This window comes from Salinivibrio proteolyticus (genome assembly GCF_001996165.1).
GTDB classification, from domain to species: domain Bacteria; phylum Pseudomonadota; class Gammaproteobacteria; order Enterobacterales; family Vibrionaceae; genus Salinivibrio; species Salinivibrio proteolyticus.
On record NZ_MUFP01000026.1, the window covers coordinates 22,408 to 40,194 of the forward strand.

A 17,787-nucleotide genomic window follows, 5' to 3' on the forward strand; every position below is an offset into this window, starting at 1 on the left:
ATTCGTCGCCAACGGGTATTTCGCGTATAATACCGCCCACATCGACAACATTAGGGGCACTATGAAACATCGTACCTTCGTCTTTATCGGCATGGCGATTCTTGCTGTGACCGTCACCATTTTGATCTCATGTCAGCGCCCCCAAGCTCCCCTTGTTCCTGATTTCCAATCTTTTGCCGCGGGGGCAGAGCGAAAGCAGGCGTTTTTTGATTACTTCACCCCTGTGGTTAATGCCATCAATAGCCAAACACTGGCGGATCGCACCGCATTAATGGCATGGCATGCGCGTAAAAGTGAGCTAAGTAGCCGAGAAATAAAACGCGTCCAAGCGCTCGCCGAACAGTATGAGCTTAAAGACTTTAACGTCGACCAAGAAGCAGACTGGATGGCATTGATTCAACGGGTGGATATTATTCCTCCGTCGTTGGTGTTAGCGCAGGCGGCGAACGAGAGTGCGTGGGGCACGTCGCGGTTTGCACGGGAAGGGAATAACTACTTCGGCCAGTGGTGCTTTAGTAAAGGATGTGGACTGGTCCCTAATCAACGAGCGGAAGGGAAAGTGCATGAAGTTGCAGCGTTTGATAGCCCGCAAGCCTCGGTACAAAGCTACATCAATAACTTAAATACTCATGCCGCGTACCAAGGACTACGCGAGATCCGCGCCAACCTGCGTGAGCAGAATAAACCACTGTCAGGCGCAGCACTCGCCAATGGGCTGGTACGCTATTCAGAGCGTGGTCAGGCCTATGTGGACGAGTTACAAGCGATGATCCGCCACAACCAACTGGACATGCTCGACCAGCCATCATCCTCATCCAATAACGACTAGGAAAGCCAATGATTACCCGTTTGCCTCGGTGGGTTGAAGCCGGGGCGTTTGTGTTAGCGCTGATCGCCGGTACCATCAATGCGATCGGTTTGTTGGGCTTTGAACATCAAGCCGTGTCGCACGTGTCAGGCACCGCGACGCAATTTGGCTCGGGGTTGTTTGCAGGCCAATGGACACAAGTTATCCAACTGGGTGGCTTATTGTTGGCTTTTTTCCTCGGTGCCGCGATTTCCGGATGCTTATTGCATGGCAGTACGCTTAAATTGGGCCGCCATTATGACTCGGCACTGTTTGTCGAAGCTGGGCTAATTGTGGTGGCGTTTTATTTTCTTTCTCGCGGTTTTGCCATTGGTCAGTTGGCCGCGTCGGCAGCATGCGGCTTGCAGAATGCGATGGCGACCACCTACAGCGGCGCGATCGTGCGCTCGACCCATTTAACCGGCATCTTTACCGATTTAGGATTAATGCTTGGAGGCAAGCTACGCGGCAATCCAGTCGATAAGCGCAAGCTGATGCTCTTTTTACTGATCGCGTCTGGCTTTATCGTCGGCGGGGTAGTGGGTGCGGCGCTTTTTGCGCACTTCCATTTTGCTGCCCTGCTGTTTCCCGCAGGGTTATGTTTTGTAGTGGCACTGTGTTACCGCGGGTACATGACACGTCAGCGTTTAGTGGCTGGCACCAGTAGCAAGTAACTATACAAATCATTAACAATGCGCGTTTTCGCGCATTTTCTTAATGTATTTGTTGTGCATCGTATCGAGTTAGCCAACTTGACGGAGCCTTCGGTGCGATCGTCGGGCCTTTCCCTTGTAGCGGTGGCTTCCCGTGTCACCATTCGCGCGTCTTTTGACGGCTAAAAGTTTGTCTTAAATCAAACAAGTGTGAGTTTGTGTTTCGAATTCGCGCATTGTGTGATGATCTCGCCGTCTTTGTGACACGGAAAATGCCACACTCCYGTTACGATACAGTAACAAGGAGGCCCCATGCCAAATAGCCAGTATATTGAAACGGATGTGGTCATCATCGGTGGGGGTGCAACCGGCACCGGCATCATGCGAGATTGCGCACTGCGTGGCATCTCATGCATTTTGCTCGAACGTGACGATATTGCGGCAGGCACATCGGGGCGCAACCATGGTTTGCTGCATTCTGGGGCTCGTTACGCGGTCACAGATACCGAATCGGCCCGTGAATGCATTCAAGAAAACACCATCCTTAAATCCGTTGCTCGCCACTGCGTGGAAGACACCAGCGGACTTTTTATCACCTTGCCGGAAGATGATTTAGCGTACCAAGACACCTTTATTGCCAGTTGCGATAAAGCCGGTATTCCGACCCGAAATCTGACGCCACGTGAAGCGTTAGCGTTCGAACCCAACGCGAATCCGGCGATGATTGGCGCGGTGCAAGTGCCGGATGGCATTATCGATCCGTTTCGCTTGTGTGCCGCGAATGTACTGGACGGCAAAGAGCACGGCGCCAAGGTGTTTAACCATACCCGGGTGATGGGATTAATTCGTCAAGGGGCGACGGTGCAAGGTGTCCAGTGTTTGCATACCCTCACCGGCGAGCGTTTTGCCATTATGGCAAAGCAAGTGATCAATGCCGCAGGGATTTGGGGGCAGACAATCTGCGAGTATGCCGATCTGAATATCAAAATGTTCCCCGCCAAGGGCTCATTGCTGATCCTCGATTATCGGATTAATAACCGGGTGATCAACCGCTGCCGGAAACCGGCAGACGCCGATATATTGGTGCCCGGTGACACCATTTCCTTAATCGGCACCACCTCTGAGCACATCGAGTACGATCAGATTGATAAGCTCGCGGTGACGCCACAAGAAGTGGATGTGCTGATGCGCGAAGGGGCGAAGCTCGCTCCCATCATGGCCAATACACGCGTGTTGCGCGCCTATGCGGGCGTGCGGCCTTTGGTCTCGGTAGATGACGACGGCAGTGGCCGTAATATCAGTCGCGGCATTGTGTTACTCGATCACCAAGCACGCGATGGGCTGGAAGGCTTGATCACTATCACTGGTGGCAAGCTCATGACCTATCGTTTGATGGCCGAGCAAGCCACAGACTTGGTGGCTGAAAAGTTGGGTAACCGCAACCGTTGCCAAACTGCGATTCGCCCGCTACCGGGCTCTGAGCCTTCTAAAGGGATCCGTAAAGCCAGTGCCAGCTTGGTGAAACCTGTCTACCAATCCGCCTATTACCGCCACGGTGAGCGCGTTAGCCATTTTTTAGATGAAAGTGACGACAGCCAAGCGGTGATTTGCGAATGCGAAATGGTGACCAAGGGCGAGGTGAACTATGCGATTCAATCGCTGGATGTGAAAAATCTCACCGATCTGCGTCGGCGCACTCGTCTGGGTATGGGGCCTTGTCAGGGCGAGCTGTGCAGCTATCGTGCCGCCAGCTTATTCAGTGAGCTGGCTGGGATAGATGGCCAAGCCAGTGCAGGGCTGCTGGTGGATTTTCTCGAAGAGCGCTGGAAAGGCGTGAAACCGATTTTTTGGGGCGATGCGCTACGCGAAGCCGAATTTAGCTATTGGATTTATCAAGGATTGTTTGGCGCCGGTGAGGTGCCAACGCCGCCCAAGACACCACGCAGTAGCGCTGAGATAAAGCGTGCTGCACCGACGTCAGCGGCTGATCAGGAGGTATCACAATGATCCACTACGATATCGCAGTGATTGGTGGCGGCATTGCCGGATTTACTGCCGCATTGCGGTCACTGGAAGCGGGCAAGAAAACCGTAATGATTAGCGCCGGACAAAGCGCGCTACATTTCTCGTCAGGCTCAATTGATGTATTGGGCCATTTTCCCAATGGTGAGCCGGTCAGTCAGCCTTTTGAAGCGATTCCGAAACTGGTGCGCCAGCACCCTGAGCATCCCTATGCCAAAGTCAGTTTAGAGGAAATCACCCAGTCACTCGCTTGGTTCCAACACCAACTGAGTGCGCAAAAGGTGTGTCTGTATCATCAAGAAGATAACGCCAACCACGGCCGCATTACGCCATTAGGTACTGTGCGCCCGACTTGGCTATCGCAAGGGCATGTGTATCAGCATCGCGGCCCGCGTCGTTTCTCTGGTTTGTGTTTTGTGGCCATTGAAGGCTATCGCGATGCGCAACCGACGTTAGCAAAAGACACCATTACCGCCCAGCGTGATTTTGCATCCTGCCCAAGTCGCACCATTACGCTGTCGATTCCGGGAGCCGAGCGATTACGCCGTAACCGCAATGAACTGCGCTCGGTGGATCTTTCTCGTTTATTGGCTGAGCCTGATGCCTTTGACAGTCTGTGCGAGCAACTAATCATGCAGTCCGGACCGGATGAGCTGGTGATTTTACCCGCCATCATTGCCGATGTGGCCGGCGAGCGGGGGATGGATGCGCTTAAACAGCGCACCGATCGCTGTTTTCACGAAGTGCCGACCATGCCGCCTTCTCTGCTGGGGATCCGCATTGAGCGTGCGTTACAGCGGGCCTTTGCTAGCGCGGGTGGGGTATTGCTGCGCGGCGATCAAGTCACTGGCGGTGAATTTGACGACAACGGTCGCCTTACCGCCTTGCACACGCGTCAACTCGAAGATATTCCGTTAACCGCAGAGGCAGTGATCTTGGCCACGGGCAGCTATTTTAGTCGCGGCCTAAATGCCGACCGCACTCAGGTGAGCGAACCGACGTTGGGATTAGACATGGTGCAAAGCCCTGATCGCAGCGAGTGGCGCAACGACGACTTTTTCAGTCAGCAAAGCCACCCCTTTATGGCCTTTGGCATCAACACCGACAACCAACTGCGTCCCACCGCACGCGGCAAGCGCTGCCAAAACCTGTTTGTGTGTGGTGCGGTACTCAGTGGTTACGATCCCGTCTATGAGGGCTGTGGCGGTGGCGTCGCGATCGCAACTGGCTACGCCGCCGCGCAACGTGCGCTCGCTGTGATGGCGAACGCTAAGGAGGCGTCCCATGCTAACTGAATGGCTGAAACAGCGTGATTATAGCGACCATGCGCCGCAACCCACCAGTTTTGATCAATGCATTAAATGCACGGTCTGTACTGTGTATTGCCCGGTATCAAAAGCGAACCCTGCGTATCCTGGTCCCAAAGAGTGTGGCCCGGATGGTGAGCGTCTGCGGATCAAAAACCCTGAGTATTATGATGACCTGCTCAAGCTATGCACCAACTGCAAACGCTGTGAGACCGCCTGTCCTTCCGGGGTGAAAATTGGCGATATCATTGCGGTGGCGCGCGGCAAACACGGTAAGAAAAACATCAATCCTAAGTTGATGCGTGATTACGTGCTGAGCCATACCGACTTGTTTGGCACGCTTGCCAATCCAGTGGCGCCGTTGGTGAACATGATGACGGATCTGAAACCGGTGAAAGCGGTGATGCATGCCACGATTGGGGTGGATAAACATAAATCTCTACCCAAGTATTCGTTTGGCACCTTTCGGCGTTGGATGAAAAGCCAAGCGGCGGCGCAAGCGGATTATCCTAAACAAGTCAGTTACTTTCATGGCTGTTATGTGAATTTCAACAATCCGCAGCTTGGTAAAGACTTGGTGAAAGTGATGAATGCGATGGGGTACGGCGTGCAATTGCTCGAGAAACATAAATGCTGTGGCGTGCCTTTAATTGCCAATGGCTTTTACGATAAAGCGCGCCGTAACGCGACCGCTAATACCGCGATGATTGCTGATTCGGTTGCCGAGCATCGCCCTGTAATAGCCACCTCCTCATCGTGTGCGCTGACGTTAAAAGAAGAGTACCCCCACGTACTGGGAGTGGATAACGCCCACGTGGCAGGGCAAATCAGCTTTGTGACCCGCTTTTTACTCAAAGCGGCCATGAATGGCGATATGCCCAAGCTCAACCCAATTAATAAGCGGGTGGTTTACCATACCCCTTGTCACTTGGAGCGCAGTGGTAATGCGATGTTTACCATTGAGCTGTTACGAATGATCCCAGGCTTAGAGGTGATTGTGCTCGATAGCGAGTGTTGTGGCTTGGCAGGTACCTATGGGTTTAAAACCGAGAACTATCAAACCTCGATTGCCATCGGTAGTGGCTTGTTTGCTCAGATTGAAGCCGCGCAGGCGGACTTTGCGATCACCGACTGTGAAACCTGTAAATGGCAAATTGAAGAAAACACATCGCTGGAAGCTTTGCATCCGGTGAGTGTTCTAGCGATGGCGGTTGGAGAGTCAGCAGCGTCGTAATATTCGTCGCAAAGAAAAACGCCACCCAATGCGGTGGCGTTTTTGTTGCGTGCCCAGTGTCATTTACTGCTTAGCTTGCGATGTGTTCGATGCAGTCGATTTGCCCATCGACTCTTCAAGCAAGGATTTCAGCACACTGATTGTCATGAGGATCAGAAGGATACTGATAGGCAATGCGGTGACCATATTGGCCGTTTGCAGTGCCTTCAATCCGCCTGCGACCAACAGCACGGCGGCAACCGCCCCGATCATCGACCCCCAAAAAATACGGAAACGCTTCGGTGGGTGCTCATTGCCCATTGAAAGGATCGTGGTAAGCACTAGCGTGCTAGAGTCGGACGAGGTGATAAACCAGCTAAACAGCAAGAAAATCATCATGGCATTAAGAATCCATCCCGTGATGCCACCGCCGGTGATCCCATCGGCACTTGCAAAGAGTGCAGCGGGTAAGTCCCAGCTATTCACCAAATCAATGATCCCTGCGCTACCAATCCCAGCGTCAGCGACAAGCTCTTGATGTAGGGCATTACCACCAAAGATAGCGAGCCACGCAAAAATCATCAGTGTTGGCGCGCACAGCACACCAAAGATAAATTCGCGTAGGGTACGACCGCGTGAAATACGAGCAATAAATAGGCCAATAAAGGGCGCCCAAGCAATCCACCATCCCCAGTAGAAAATGGTCCACGCATTTTGCCATGCAGCGGGACCTTGCTCATCAGGGAACCACAGCCCCATTGGCATAAAGTTCACCAAGTAGTCACCCAGCGAGACGCCAAAAATCTGAATTAGCCAAGCTGTCGGGCCACCAAACAGGAAGTAGGCGATCACAAGGGCCGAGACAATAATGTTCCACTCAGAGATAATCCGAATCCCTTTACCCACGCCAGATAGCGCAGACATAATGGAAGCCACAGAGATCAGCGCAATGAGTATTACCTGAGTGACTACACCGGGATCAATCCCAAATAAACGATCCAGCCCTACGGCAATTTGGCTGACGCCTAACCCTAGTGAGGTCGCGACCCCAAATACACAACCCAGCACGCCAAGAATATCGATGGCATGCCCCATCGGACCATAAATACGCTCACCAATTAGTGGATAGACGGTCGAACGTAGTGCCAGAGGCAGTTTCTTACGAAACGAAAAATAGGCCAACGCAAGCCCGACAATTACATACACCGCCCAGCCATGAAAGCCCCAATGGAAATAGGTGACTCGCAACGCATCGGCGGCACGATCAAAGCCCATGGTGGTTGCCCCAGCCATATCGGCATACGGGTTGTTGGGGTAGCCGAACGCACCACTTGTATCAAAGTAGAACGTGGGTTCGGCTACCCCAAAAAACAGTACGCCAATTCCAACACCGGCGGAAAAAAGCATGGCTAACCAAGAAAATGTGCTGAACTCGGGGCGATCGTCGTCATCTCCCAGACGGATGCTGCCTAAGCGCGTGACGGCAATGATCAAACTAGTAGTGAGAAGCAGCACGAGCACCATCATGTAGTACCAACCAAAGGTGGACTCGACCCAGCCTCGAGCAGTCGCAAAAATCGTGGCGGCAAGATCGGTGTTAAAGCCTGTAAACAGAACGAAGGCGAAAACCAGAAGGGTAGCGGCGATCATCATATTTTTGTGAACGCCTTTGAAAAGGCCGCTTTGGGTTACGCGGTTTTCAAATGGGTGATAAGTCGGGCGCATTGATTCGGCGCCGGATGTACTTCGTGTACGTTGCGTTGACATGAATAACTCCTCTTTCAAACGCGAAAAATTAGGATAGCGGTAAGCGCTAATGGTGCTCCTTAAACAAGCGGAAAAATTGGCGAACTATCGGCTCGCCGCGTGGCTGCTGTCGGCAAAAATTGGCAGCCTGTGAAAACGAATTCGGGCAGCAATGTACTCAATATTCGCTATATTTGCAAAAAACTGAGGGATAAATCACAGCTAAAAGCTGTAAAATGCCGAGAAAATCAGCAAAAAATGTCGATAAGACGACCAAGTTAGACTGGGCTTCGTATACTGAAAACAGACCTCAACGTGACCGTTTTTTGATGGGAGTAGCTTCATGAAATCTCAACCTTCTGCTCGCGATACCATGCTGCAACTTGGCTATCTGGGTTTGGTTCCGTTTATTGGCGGGGTAATTATTACTTGGGCCGATTTAACCTTATTTGGACTCAGTGGTGAGCAGCTATTTTTAAGCTACAGTGCGGTGATTTTAAGCTTCTTATCTGGCGTGTTGTGGGGTAATGGTATCGATCATTTTTCCCATAAACTCAGCCGTAATGCATTATTGCTGAGTAACTTATTCGCTCTACTGGCATGGGGTGCACTCCTTCAAGGGGCAACGCAATACGTGATTGCCACTGGCATTCTGACTTCGGGTTACTTGGCGGTATGGTTGGCTGAAAAATGGATCCGAAAGAGCGAGCGTGAGGAGGCGCAGCCCGCCGCTTACCAAGTGATGCGTGGCCGTTTGACTGCGGGTGTTGTGGGCTGTCATGGCTTACTGTTACTGGTGGCTTAACGTCAGCTTTTGGCCTACTGTCGCGAGTTATCTTGACAATGAAAAACGGATTTAGATTGAACCTATCACAGTGATTGGTCGTACCCGTTAGCTTACTGACAATAGAATAATTAACTTGGCAGAAATGCCAAAAGTTGTAACGGGGACAACATGACTATCATTCAGTACCTACGTGTGGTTTTTCTCACCCTTGGTGTGGCGGTAGCAGCAAGTGGTGCCTACCTTTTTAGCGAAATTAATACAGTCAAAACACAGTTTAACGACGTTGTTGAACGAAATGTTCGGCTTCTTAGTACGGTCTCTGATCTCCGTTATTACACAGTGACCTATCGTCGCTTCGCGCTTGATTATGGCCTCACAGATAGCCGCCAAGAACACCGCGATATTTTGGTGAAAATTGAACGCAATGACGAGGCAGTTAGCCAAGCTTTGGCTGACATGAAATTATTGACTGTACGAGATGCCACTAGCCGAGCGGTCACAGATATTGCCGATCGACTGGATGCGTATCGCCAAATGCAGAACGACTACATAAACCTGATAGATAACGGTCGTATTGAAGATGCGCGCCGTAAAATGCTTGGGCCGATGCTGGCACCTTTTGATCAGATTGTGGCGAATCTTGCCACCTTACAAGCATCGATAGAAGATCAAGCTAACGCGATCAAAACGCGTGAGGCGGATAAAATCGAACAGCTGGTTTATATTGGCATCGCGGTCATTATCGCGCTGATCGCTTTGATGGTTGGGGTAGCCCTGCTTCTTCAACAGCGTATTCGTGGTCCGCTTGCGCGCTTGGTGGCGCAGATGCAGCGAGTCGAGAGCGGCGATTTAACCCAACGTCTCACCTTAGATGCGTTTAATCGTGATGAAATCGGGCAAGCAGCGCAGACATTTGACCAAATGCAAAGCAGTGTAACGGCACTGATTAGCGCTTTAGTCGCGGGAACTGAGCGTTTGCAAGCGGTGAGTGATGAGCTATCAAACCAAGTGACCGACACTGTTAGGAGTGTTGAACAACAGCGTGGCGAGTTATCACAATTGGCGAGCGCGATGACGCAGATGGAATCGACCTTTGGGGAAGTTGCTACCAATACGGTCAATGCGGCGGAGCAAACAGATAAATCACGCGATTACGCTGAACAAGGGCGTGATATTTTTGAACAGTCGTATCAGCAAAGTGTGGCGGCACAGGAGCAAGTGAATAAAGCGTCGCAAGTCATTGAGGCTTTAAGCGCAGACAGTGAAAATATCGGCAAAGTGTCTGAAGTGATCAGTACGATTGCAGAACAAACCAATCTGTTGGCACTGAATGCTGCGATTGAAGCAGCGAGAGCGGGTGAGGCCGGCCGTGGCTTTGCGGTGGTCGCTGACGAGGTTCGCGGCTTAGCCACTAAAACCCAATCATCCACGGATGAGATCAACCAAATCATTGAAGGACTGCAAACCAAAGCACGCCAGGCCTATCAAGTGATGACGGATAGCCAAACGCTCACCCAAAAAGGCTTGGACGACGCGAAACGCGCGGCAGAAGCGATAGAAACGATTAATGCCGCGACACAGCAAGTGTCCGAAATGACCGGAGCGATTGCGACCGCCACAGAGGAGCAAACCACGGCAGCGGGCGATCTGAACCAAAATGTATCGGCGATTCACCGTGCAGCGGAGTCGCTAGCAGAGACTGCAGAAAAAACGCGTGACGCCTATGAGCGACTAGAGAAAGAAAACGCCAGCATTCGCGAGCAAGCCCAAGCGTTTCGACTCTAACCGTAGCCTTGATGCAAAATGCGCCTAACCGGCGCATTTTTTGTGGGATGAGCTGAATTAGCGAAACAAATAGAGAGACAGAAAGTAATTCACATTGTGATTGATGGTCCGTAACACTGCGGTTGTGCTGGCGTTGGTCTGTTCGGACACATCCCACGGTACAAACTTGCCATAGCTGGGCAGTGTAAGGCCCGATTGCACTGCGGCAGGCGAAAGGGCGACTAAATAGTCAACATAGTTCAACGATAAGCTGGCCAAAGGCACCGGCACAATATCCGCGGTTGAGATTTGAAATTGAATCAACGCCCGTGCGGCCGGTTCGGTTGCCATGTCAGGGCTGGTGTGACAGCACACGATCTCAAAAAACGCTCCGGCTTTGTTCTGCATAATGGCGCTTGCCATTAACGAGGCGCCCTGAAGCCCATCACACAAAAACAGAACCGACGGTTTACTGGGTTGGGTTTGGGTGTTTTTTATTCTCGCTCGATGCGACTTAATTGAGCGCGCGAGGCTATCGTTTGGCTCCGCCATGATGAATCCTTACGGCTGTTCCCTGTTTTACGCCAGGATGTTGTGCAGCCCCATGCTACACGACTTAATTGGTGCTTTTATCCGCTTATAATCGGTGTTGCAGCACGAAAAAGCTTGGCTATATCCTAGCGATACCGCCGCGCAACGCGAGCGGGTGAGCGCCAATTTTTGCGTTGCTTACCAAAGGATCGGCCTGTCATTAAAGCTTCATCGTCTCATCAAGGAAGTGTCACGAACCCTGCTTAAGGTGTTTCACAGCTAACCGAGTTCTTCGTCATGTGCAGGTTGGACAACTTGCACAGCACTAACTTAAACAATCGACTTGGAGGTTGATGTGAAACTCAAAGCTCTCTTTGCTGCTACTACAGTATCAATGGCCGTATTGGCCGCGGGTAGCGCAACGGCCGCAAACCGTGACTACATTAGCATCGTTGGCTCTTCTACCGTTTACCCTTTTGCTACTGTGGTTGCTGAGCGCTTCGGTCGCACGTCGCAATACTCAGTACCCAAAATCGAATCAACCGGTTCAGGCGGTGGCTTGAAGCTGTTCTGTGCAGGTGTGGGTGAAAATACACCAGATATCACGAATGCATCACGCAAAATCAAAAGCTCTGAAATTGAGCGTTGTAAAGCCAATGGTGTAGACGACATCGTCGAAATCAAAATTGGTTATGACGGCATCGCCTTTGCGAACTCAAAAGCATCGCCACAATACGACGTATCACTGAAAGATCTYTACACCGCACTGGCTAAAACCGTGCCAGACGGCAAAGGCAACTTCATCGACAACCCACACAAAACGTGGAAAGACGTGAACCCATCGCTGCCGAAAACCAAGATCGAGGTGCTAGGTCCACCACCAACGTCAGGTACGCGTGATGCGTTTGTTGAACTCGCTATGGAAGCAGGCTGTTCTCAATATCCTGAAATTGCCGCGCTAGAAGACAGCGATGAAGATAAATTCAAAGCCATTTGTCATGGCATGCGTGAAGATGGTGCCTTTATCGAAGCGGGCGAAAACGACAACTTGATCGTGCAAAAGCTTGAAGCGAATCCAGATGCATTCGGTATCTTTGGGTACAGCTTCCTCGAGCAGAATGCCGATAAAGTTCAAGGCGCAAAAATTGCCGGTGTTGAGCCGACATTTGATGCGATTGGTAGTGGCGAGTATCCCGTATCACGCTCACTCTACTTCTACGTGAAGAAAGCGCATGAAAATGTGATCCCAGGCTTGAAAGAGTATGTGAATGCCTTCACGGCAGAAGATGCTATCGGCGAAATGGGCTATCTGACCGACCGTGGTCTGATCCCATTGGCAAGCCAAGAATGGAACAACGTACGCACTGCAGCGGTGAATCTAAACCCGAATCTGTAATAGCAGTGTGAACGCGAAAAGGTGGCACACGCGCGGTGTCACCTTTATTCGTGTTCAGGAGGAACAATGACCACATCCATGTTGATGACCGTAATTGCGCTGATTGCAATTTCAGGCTTCTTTCTTGCTCGAACACGTTCAATCAAACTGGCCGATATGGCTGGTGGATTGAGCAAGCTTCACTCTCGCCCCAACTACTATGGCTCCTATGTTGCGATTCTCGCCGCCATTCCGGCGTTGATTCTACTGCTGCTATGGCAAGCCGTGGAGCCGAACTTGATCCACAGTTTGGTGATGGCACAGATCCCAGATAGCTACCTTGTGCGCATCAATAGCCATGATTTGGTCTACAGCCAAATCGGGAACATTGCCAGTGGCATCACCCAAACTGACGATGCTGTCTTGTTAGCAGCGGCTGAACACTATCAATCCCTCCATGCGTTAGGGAACACCTTGCGTTTTACTGCCATGACAACATTGGCGTTGGCCGGATTTGCCTTTGGGTGGCGCTCGCTGCGGCCGCGGCTAAGGGCCCGCAACCGTGTCGAGAACGTGATGCAGGCGTTTTTGCTGTTGTGTTCGACGTTAGCCATTCTGACCACTCTAGGCATTGTGCTCTCAGTGCTGTTTGAAGCCCTGCGCTTTTTCCAAATGATCTCGATTACCGACTTTATCTTCGGGACGGAATGGTCACCGCAAATTGCCTTACGCGCAGACCAGCAAGGGGCAAGTGGCTCTTTTGGCGCGATTCCACTGTTCACCGGCACCTTGATGATCTCGATTATCGCCATGTGTATTGCGGCGCCTGTGGGGCTGATGAGTGCCATCTATCTCGCTGAATACGCCTCACCGCGCGTGCGCAGTATCGTAAAGCCGATTCTTGAAATTCTCGCCGGTATTCCGACTGTGGTGTATGGCTTTTTTGCCGCTTTGGTCGCGGCTCCGGTGATCCGTGWCGTTGCACAAGCGATTGGGTTTGAGAGTGCGTCCTCGGAAAGTGCACTGGCTGCAGGGTTTGTCATGGGGGTGATGATCATCCCGTTTGTGTCCTCACTATCTGATGACGTGATCACCGCGGTGCCGCAGTCATTGCGCGATGGCTCACTCGGACTGGGGGCAACGCCATCTGAAACCATCCGCCAAGTGGTTATTCCAGCCGCGTTACCGGGCATTGTCGGGGGGCTTTTGCTTGCCGTATCCCGTGCGATTGGCGAAACCATGATTGTGGTCATGGCCGCAGGCCTTTCGGCTAACCTCACCGCGAACCCACTTGATTCGGTCACCACGGTTACCGTGCAGATCGTAACCCTGCTGGTGGGCGACCAAGAGTTTGATAGCCCGAAAACCTTGGCCGCATTTGCACTGGGTTTGACGCTCTTTGTTGTGACGCTAGCGCTGAACTTTGTTGCGCTCCGTATTGTGAAGAAATATCGAGAACAATATGACTGATAAAATTGCACAGATCGCGCAAAACAAGCGCGCCCGAGTAAAAGCAGGCCTTGCCAAACGACGTGGACGCGAAGGACGCTTTCGTTGGTATGGCATTGGGTCGATTTTGTTGGCGTTTACGTTTTTGGTGGTATTGCTAGGATCAATTATCTCGCAAGGGTACACCGCCTTCTACACCACAGAAATTCGTCTCACGGTCGATTTAAGCGCCGAAAAGCTTGGCATTGAGGGCAAACCGCTCAATGATGAAACATTGCAATACCTGAGCTATCGCTCGGTGCTGGCCGATGCCATTTTTGCTACCTTGCCGGACGTCACGTCGCGTACAGACAAGCGCGAGCTATTCCGCTTCCTCTCCACAGGGGCGGAGTACGATTTGCGTGACCGTGTCGCTGCAGACCCCAGCCTTGTTGGACAGCAAATTGATATTTGGGCGCTTGCTGGAGACAACGTTAACCAGTTCAACAAAGGCAATATCGACGGCAACTTACCGGAGTCTTATCGTCAGTTTAAAGACAAGCACATCGGTTGGTTTAACCAACTGCAAAGCGATGATCGGATCCGTACCGTGTTTAACACCCGCTTTTTCACCAACGGTGATAGCCGCGATGCTGAACTCGCTGGGATTTGGGGGGCAACGGTTGGATCCTTCTACACCTTACTGGTCACCCTAGTGCTGAGCTTTCCGATAGGGGTAGCCGCGGCGATTTACTTGGAAGAGTTTGCGCCACGCAACCGTATTACCGAGATCATTGAAATTAACATCAATAACCTCGCAGCCGTGCCCTCAATTGTGTTTGGTTTGCTGGGATTGGCGGTATTCCTCAACTTTGCCGACCTACCGCGTTCTGCGCCGGTTGTGGGCGGCTTGGTGCTTACCCTTATGACGCTGCCAACCATCATTATTTCCAGCCGAGCCTCCATCAAAGCGGTTCCACCCTCGGTCCGTGACGCCGCGTTAGGGGTAGGGGCTTCCAAGATGCAAATGGTTATTCACCATGTGCTGCCATTAGCGATGCCAGGCATGCTCACCGGCACCATCATTGGGATGGCACAAGCGCTGGGTGAARCCGCACCGCTTCTTATGATCGGCATGGTGGCGTTTATTGTCGACATTCCATCTGGGCCACTCGATGCGGCGACCGCGCTACCTGTACAAATCTATTTATGGGCAGAGAATCCTGAAAAGGGCTTTGTCGAAAACACCTCTGGCGCAATCATGGTGCTGCTGGCATTCCTTGCTTTTATGAATGCCTGCGCCGTGATTATGCGTAAGCGTCTCGAGCGACGCTGGTAAGTCGGGAGAGAAAACCATGACGACAACAACCATGACTAACGGAACTCTTACAGAGCAAACAGTGAACACGACGCCCCAAAATACCGCAGCCCCCAAAGAAACCTGCGGTGTGCCCTTTGTGGATAACCCGCGAATGACGGCTCGCAATGTCTTTGTGAACTACGAACATGGCGCAAAACCGGCGATCGCAGACGTGAGCCTTGATATTGGCGAGAAAGAAGTTCTTGCGATGATCGGCCCATCAGGCTGCGGCAAATCCACTTTTTTGCGCTGTTTACTCCATGCAACAAGCCTCGCGTGTGTCTGACCGCACGGCGTACTTCCACTTAGGGAGCTTGGTTGAGGTGAACAGTACCGAAAAAGTGTTCAACGACCCAGAGCACAAGCTGACTCATGATTACATTAATGGCCGATTTGGCTAAATAAACGGCGGGGCAAAGGAGAGAAAAGCGCTGAAAATAGGCTTTTGCTGATAATTTCAGCACTTAAGTGCTGAAAAGTAAAAATGGACTTTACATCGCTCTGAGCAGCCTCTAGTATACGCCCCGTTCCGGAGAGATGGCTGAGTGGTTGAAAGCACCGGTCTTGAAAACCGGCAAGGGTTAATAGCCCTTCTAGGGTTCAAATCCCTATCTCTCCGCCACATACCGAAAAGCCGCTGATAAGTCAGCGGCTTTTTTGCATTTATGCCCCCGCAAACATCCAAACCCTGACCTTGCCAACATTTTAGGCGCTTGTGTCTAAACAGCTATTCTGCACTCTGGTACGCTAACCCTTTATATTTCTGTCTCTTACATGGCCTTTTGGACGCCGCCAACCGAAGGGCGGTAGCGTGGAACGCAACAAAAGCGCCCACATGGATGCACGCTTTCTCATGACCGATTCACACTTTCCCTCGGCGAAAAAATAAAAAACACGAATAATCAATCGGTTAAAAGTACAAGCGCGGGGATAATGTGAATACCTCAACCGGGATAGGCGGCATGCACACTATCACCGAAGAGAGCTTGATGAGATAGATGGAAAAACCACATGCGTATCATGAGGTTATGAATAAAACAGGGCGTATAACGATTTTGACAAATCGAGCACGCGCACTAATACAATGTTAAGTGCATTTTCAATTATCGCAGAGTTAATGATGAGGTGTTATGGATCAAGAAGAGCGTATTGAGCAGGTAATGAAAGAACCACTGTCCATTGAGGCTAGTGATCATGAAGAAAAAATTCGTCGGAATTTACTCCTAGCGTCAGCGATATCATTCTGCTTCACCTATTTGAAGCTTATGCCTGCCAAAGACACTGCTTTTATGGGACTCAAGTTTGAGAACCTGACACCCGAGACCATTTATGTCCTTTTGTTAGCCTTTGTTGGTTACGAGCTATTTCAGTACACGTGGTTAGTTAGCAATAGATTTATGTACTGGCGTATTAGGCTCACAGGAATCAATACACAAGTTACGAGAGGAAACAGAGGTGGCATGTTTGCTAGTGAAAACGATCCGTATGACTACTCTGGTAAGCCGGAAAATTCGAATTTCTATACTTGGATGTTGGAAAACAAAAGGGACGTGGTTAGCCGAAAAGATGCACTTGATAGCGCATGGATCAAAGTTGAGTCGTATACATTTAATTCTGAAAATCTAACTCCTACAGAAAGAAAAGATATCCTCAATAAGTTAAACGAAATTCAAACGCACACTACTTTACTCGATAAAAGTATTACCAACATCCGTATCTCTGCATCGATGAAACGATTTGATAATTGGTTCAGTATGCTAGTACGAAGCCAGTCAATACGTTGGTTGTTATTGGACTTTCTTTTGCCTGTGTCGTTCGGTTTGTTAGCAATAGCTTTACTCATTCCCAAAATATGCACTTAACAAAGCGTTTAAGACAGATTCCCAACGCTCGGCATTTTCGGTTTGCTTTGAATTTAATGTTTACGGCACAATGGCTTAGGTATGGTGGTGGCGTTGCTCACTACTTAACGCGGCTACATGGATTCCCCCGTTCGTCAAGCATCCGCGAAGCGTATTGAGTTTGGTTTGGACTGCCGCTCTACATTCGGCCTTTTATTGACTCACGTCATGGCCCTGATGACATTGCGCGGTTGCAGTGCCTAATTCGTTAGAAGGCATCAAGGTGCCCGCCGCATTAACAGGCTCTGCAAATGGTCTTCACCGATACTCATCAACTTGCGTGTGCAATGACCCGGTTGGTGTATTTCTCCTTACGACAGCGACGAGTTAGGCCGCGTAGTCTTGATAATCCGTTTGATGGTGCAACAACGCCCACACAATACGTGCATTTTTGGCTGCGAGAGCGACAATGGCGCGATTCATGCCACGTCGCTCAAGGACATTTCGCCCCCAAACACTGAGCCTATCTTGCTTATCGCCTAGGTTCGTGATGACGGCTCTCGCGCCATGCACTAAGAGTGTTCTGAGATATTTATCTCCTCGTTTACTAATACGACCTAATCGCGGCTTTCCTCCGGTTGAGTACTGTTTGGGCACTAATCCAAGCCAAGCCGCAAAGTCTCTACCGGAATCAAACTGCTCGCCTTTTCCGATAGTGGCGATAATCGCCGTTGCTGTTTGTGGGCCAATGCCGCGAACATTAAGAATACGCTGGGCATTAGGGCTGGCCTTGGTCACCATATCGAAACACTGCTCGGTATCGTCGATACGCTGATTAAGTGTTTGTAGGTGGTCAAAACAATCTGCCACGACAGCACGAGCAATATCAGGCAGGCCATTTTCTGCTGCCTCG

General features: G+C 50.9%; 16 protein-coding genes and 1 tRNA gene. 14 read left to right on the forward strand and 3 right to left on the reverse strand.

Annotated elements, in window-relative coordinates; translation table 11 throughout:
• Positions 1-61: 61 nt before the first annotated feature.
• The 5 genes from BZJ19_RS15625 (at position 62) to glpC (ending at position 6,063) form a co-directional block, all read left to right on the forward strand.
• A complete protein-coding gene (locus tag BZJ19_RS15625; RefSeq protein ID WP_102136152.1) occupies positions 62-829 on the forward strand; it encodes a glucosaminidase domain-containing protein in 768 nt (255 codons plus the stop codon).
• A gap of 8 nt (positions 830-837) precedes the next feature.
• Positions 838-1,521, forward strand: coding sequence for a YoaK family protein (locus BZJ19_RS15630; protein WP_077663461.1), 684 nt, complete (start codon positions 838-840; stop codon positions 1,519-1,521).
• A gap of 291 nt (positions 1,522-1,812) precedes the next feature.
• Positions 1,813-3,507, forward strand: a complete 1,695-nt coding sequence (gene glpA / locus BZJ19_RS15635; protein WP_077676307.1) for an anaerobic glycerol-3-phosphate dehydrogenase subunit A — start codon at positions 1,813-1,815, stop codon at positions 3,505-3,507.
• Positions 3,504-4,817 (forward strand): glycerol-3-phosphate dehydrogenase subunit GlpB, encoded by a 1,314-nt coding sequence (gene glpB, locus BZJ19_RS15640; RefSeq protein ID WP_069588276.1) that lies wholly within the window; start codon positions 3,504-3,506, stop codon positions 4,815-4,817. Before glpA ends, glpB begins: the two co-directional genes overlap by 4 nt.
• A complete protein-coding gene (gene glpC, locus BZJ19_RS15645; protein WP_077676308.1) occupies positions 4,807-6,063 on the forward strand; it encodes an anaerobic glycerol-3-phosphate dehydrogenase subunit GlpC in 1,257 nt (418 codons plus the stop codon). Before glpB ends, glpC begins: the two co-directional genes overlap by 11 nt.
• A 63-nt stretch (positions 6,064-6,126) precedes the next feature.
• Here the strand turns inward: glpC and BZJ19_RS15650 are convergent, their stop codons facing one another.
• Positions 6,127-7,809 (reverse strand): BCCT family transporter, encoded by a 1,683-nt coding sequence (locus BZJ19_RS15650; protein WP_077676309.1) that lies wholly within the window; start codon positions 7,807-7,809, stop codon positions 6,127-6,129.
• A 322-nt stretch (positions 7,810-8,131) separates the two neighbouring features.
• On the opposite strand from BZJ19_RS15650, the gene BZJ19_RS15655 reads away from it, so the two are divergent.
• Both BZJ19_RS15655 and BZJ19_RS15660 read left to right on the forward strand, forming a co-directional pair.
• On the forward strand, positions 8,132-8,593 hold the full coding sequence (locus BZJ19_RS15655) for a DUF3429 domain-containing protein (protein ID WP_235608267.1): 462 nt from the start codon (positions 8,132-8,134) through the stop codon (positions 8,591-8,593).
• Positions 8,594-8,743: 150 nt separating this feature from the next.
• Positions 8,744-10,360, forward strand: a complete 1,617-nt coding sequence (locus tag BZJ19_RS15660) for a methyl-accepting chemotaxis protein (protein WP_077676310.1) — start codon at positions 8,744-8,746, stop codon at positions 10,358-10,360.
• Positions 10,361-10,417: 57 nt separating this feature from the next.
• On the opposite strand, the gene BZJ19_RS15665 is transcribed toward BZJ19_RS15660, so the two are convergent.
• The gene (locus BZJ19_RS15665; protein WP_077676311.1) at positions 10,418-10,891 is read right to left on the reverse strand and encodes a hypothetical protein; all 474 of its coding nucleotides are present in this window, start codon (positions 10,889-10,891) and stop codon (positions 10,418-10,420) included.
• A gap of 334 nt (positions 10,892-11,225) precedes the next feature.
• On the opposite strand from BZJ19_RS15665, the gene BZJ19_RS15670 reads away from it, so the two are divergent.
• The 7 genes from BZJ19_RS15670 to BZJ19_RS15695 all read left to right on the forward strand — a co-directional run bounded on the left by BZJ19_RS15670 (position 11,226) and on the right by BZJ19_RS15695 (position 16,895).
• Entirely contained in the window at positions 11,226-12,266 is a 1,041-nt protein-coding gene (locus tag BZJ19_RS15670; protein WP_077676312.1) for a substrate-binding domain-containing protein, read from the forward strand.
• 66 nt (positions 12,267-12,332) lie between these two features.
• The gene (gene pstC / locus BZJ19_RS15675) at positions 12,333-13,715 is read left to right on the forward strand and encodes a phosphate ABC transporter permease subunit PstC (RefSeq protein ID WP_077676313.1); all 1,383 of its coding nucleotides are present in this window, start codon (positions 12,333-12,335) and stop codon (positions 13,713-13,715) included.
• The gene (gene pstA, locus BZJ19_RS15680; protein ID WP_077676314.1) at positions 13,708-15,012 is read left to right on the forward strand and encodes a phosphate ABC transporter permease PstA; all 1,305 of its coding nucleotides are present in this window, start codon (positions 13,708-13,710) and stop codon (positions 15,010-15,012) included. Before pstC ends, pstA begins: the two co-directional genes overlap by 8 nt.
• A gap of 16 nt (positions 15,013-15,028) precedes the next feature.
• The gene (locus BZJ19_RS17395) at positions 15,029-15,319 is read left to right on the forward strand and encodes an ATP-binding cassette domain-containing protein (RefSeq protein ID WP_276526540.1); all 291 of its coding nucleotides are present in this window, start codon (positions 15,029-15,031) and stop codon (positions 15,317-15,319) included.
• Entirely contained in the window at positions 15,312-15,434 is a 123-nt protein-coding gene (locus BZJ19_RS17370) for a hypothetical protein (protein WP_268794315.1), read from the forward strand. Before BZJ19_RS17395 ends, BZJ19_RS17370 begins: the two co-directional genes overlap by 8 nt.
• 130 nt (positions 15,435-15,564) lie before the next feature.
• Positions 15,565-15,655: transfer RNA gene (locus BZJ19_RS15690), tRNA-Ser, on the forward strand.
• 508 nt (positions 15,656-16,163) lie between these two features.
• Positions 16,164-16,895 carry a hypothetical protein gene (locus BZJ19_RS15695; RefSeq protein WP_077676315.1) on the forward strand — a complete coding sequence of 244 codons (732 nt, stop codon included), beginning with the start codon at positions 16,164-16,166 and terminating at the stop codon, positions 16,893-16,895.
• Positions 16,896-17,261: 366 nt separating this feature from the next.
• Here BZJ19_RS15695 and BZJ19_RS15700 read toward each other — a convergent pair.
• The coding region (locus BZJ19_RS15700; protein WP_108744088.1) for an IS110 family RNA-guided transposase at positions 17,262-17,787 on the reverse strand (526 nt) is incomplete at its 5' end.

Bases quoted from the DNA above. Each gene is read 5' to 3' on its own strand.
- BZJ19_RS15660 (WP_077676310.1), top strand. From the start codon at position 8,744: ATGACTATCATTCAGTACCTACGTGTGGTTTTTCTCACCCTTGGTGTG.
- BZJ19_RS15665 (WP_077676311.1), bottom strand. From the start codon at position 10,891: ATGGCGGAGCCAAACGATAGCCTCGCGCGCTCAATTAAGTCGCATCGA.
- BZJ19_RS17395 (WP_276526540.1), top strand. From the start codon at position 15,029: ATGACGACAACAACCATGACTAACGGAACTCTTACAGAGCAAACAGTG.
- BZJ19_RS15655 (WP_235608267.1), top strand. From the start codon at position 8,132: ATGAAATCTCAACCTTCTGCTCGCGATACCATGCTGCAACTTGGCTAT.
- glpA (WP_077676307.1), top strand. From the start codon at position 1,813: ATGCCAAATAGCCAGTATATTGAAACGGATGTGGTCATCATCGGTGGG.
- BZJ19_RS15625 (WP_102136152.1), top strand. From the start codon at position 62: ATGAAACATCGTACCTTCGTCTTTATCGGCATGGCGATTCTTGCTGTG.
- glpC (WP_077676308.1), top strand. From the start codon at position 4,807: ATGCTAACTGAATGGCTGAAACAGCGTGATTATAGCGACCATGCGCCG.
- BZJ19_RS15630 (WP_077663461.1), top strand. From the start codon at position 838: ATGATTACCCGTTTGCCTCGGTGGGTTGAAGCCGGGGCGTTTGTGTTA.
- BZJ19_RS15650 (WP_077676309.1), bottom strand. From the start codon at position 7,809: ATGTCAACGCAACGTACACGAAGTACATCCGGCGCCGAATCAATGCGC.
- BZJ19_RS15695 (WP_077676315.1), top strand. From the start codon at position 16,164: ATGGATCAAGAAGAGCGTATTGAGCAGGTAATGAAAGAACCACTGTCC.
- glpB (WP_069588276.1), top strand. From the start codon at position 3,504: ATGATCCACTACGATATCGCAGTGATTGGTGGCGGCATTGCCGGATTT.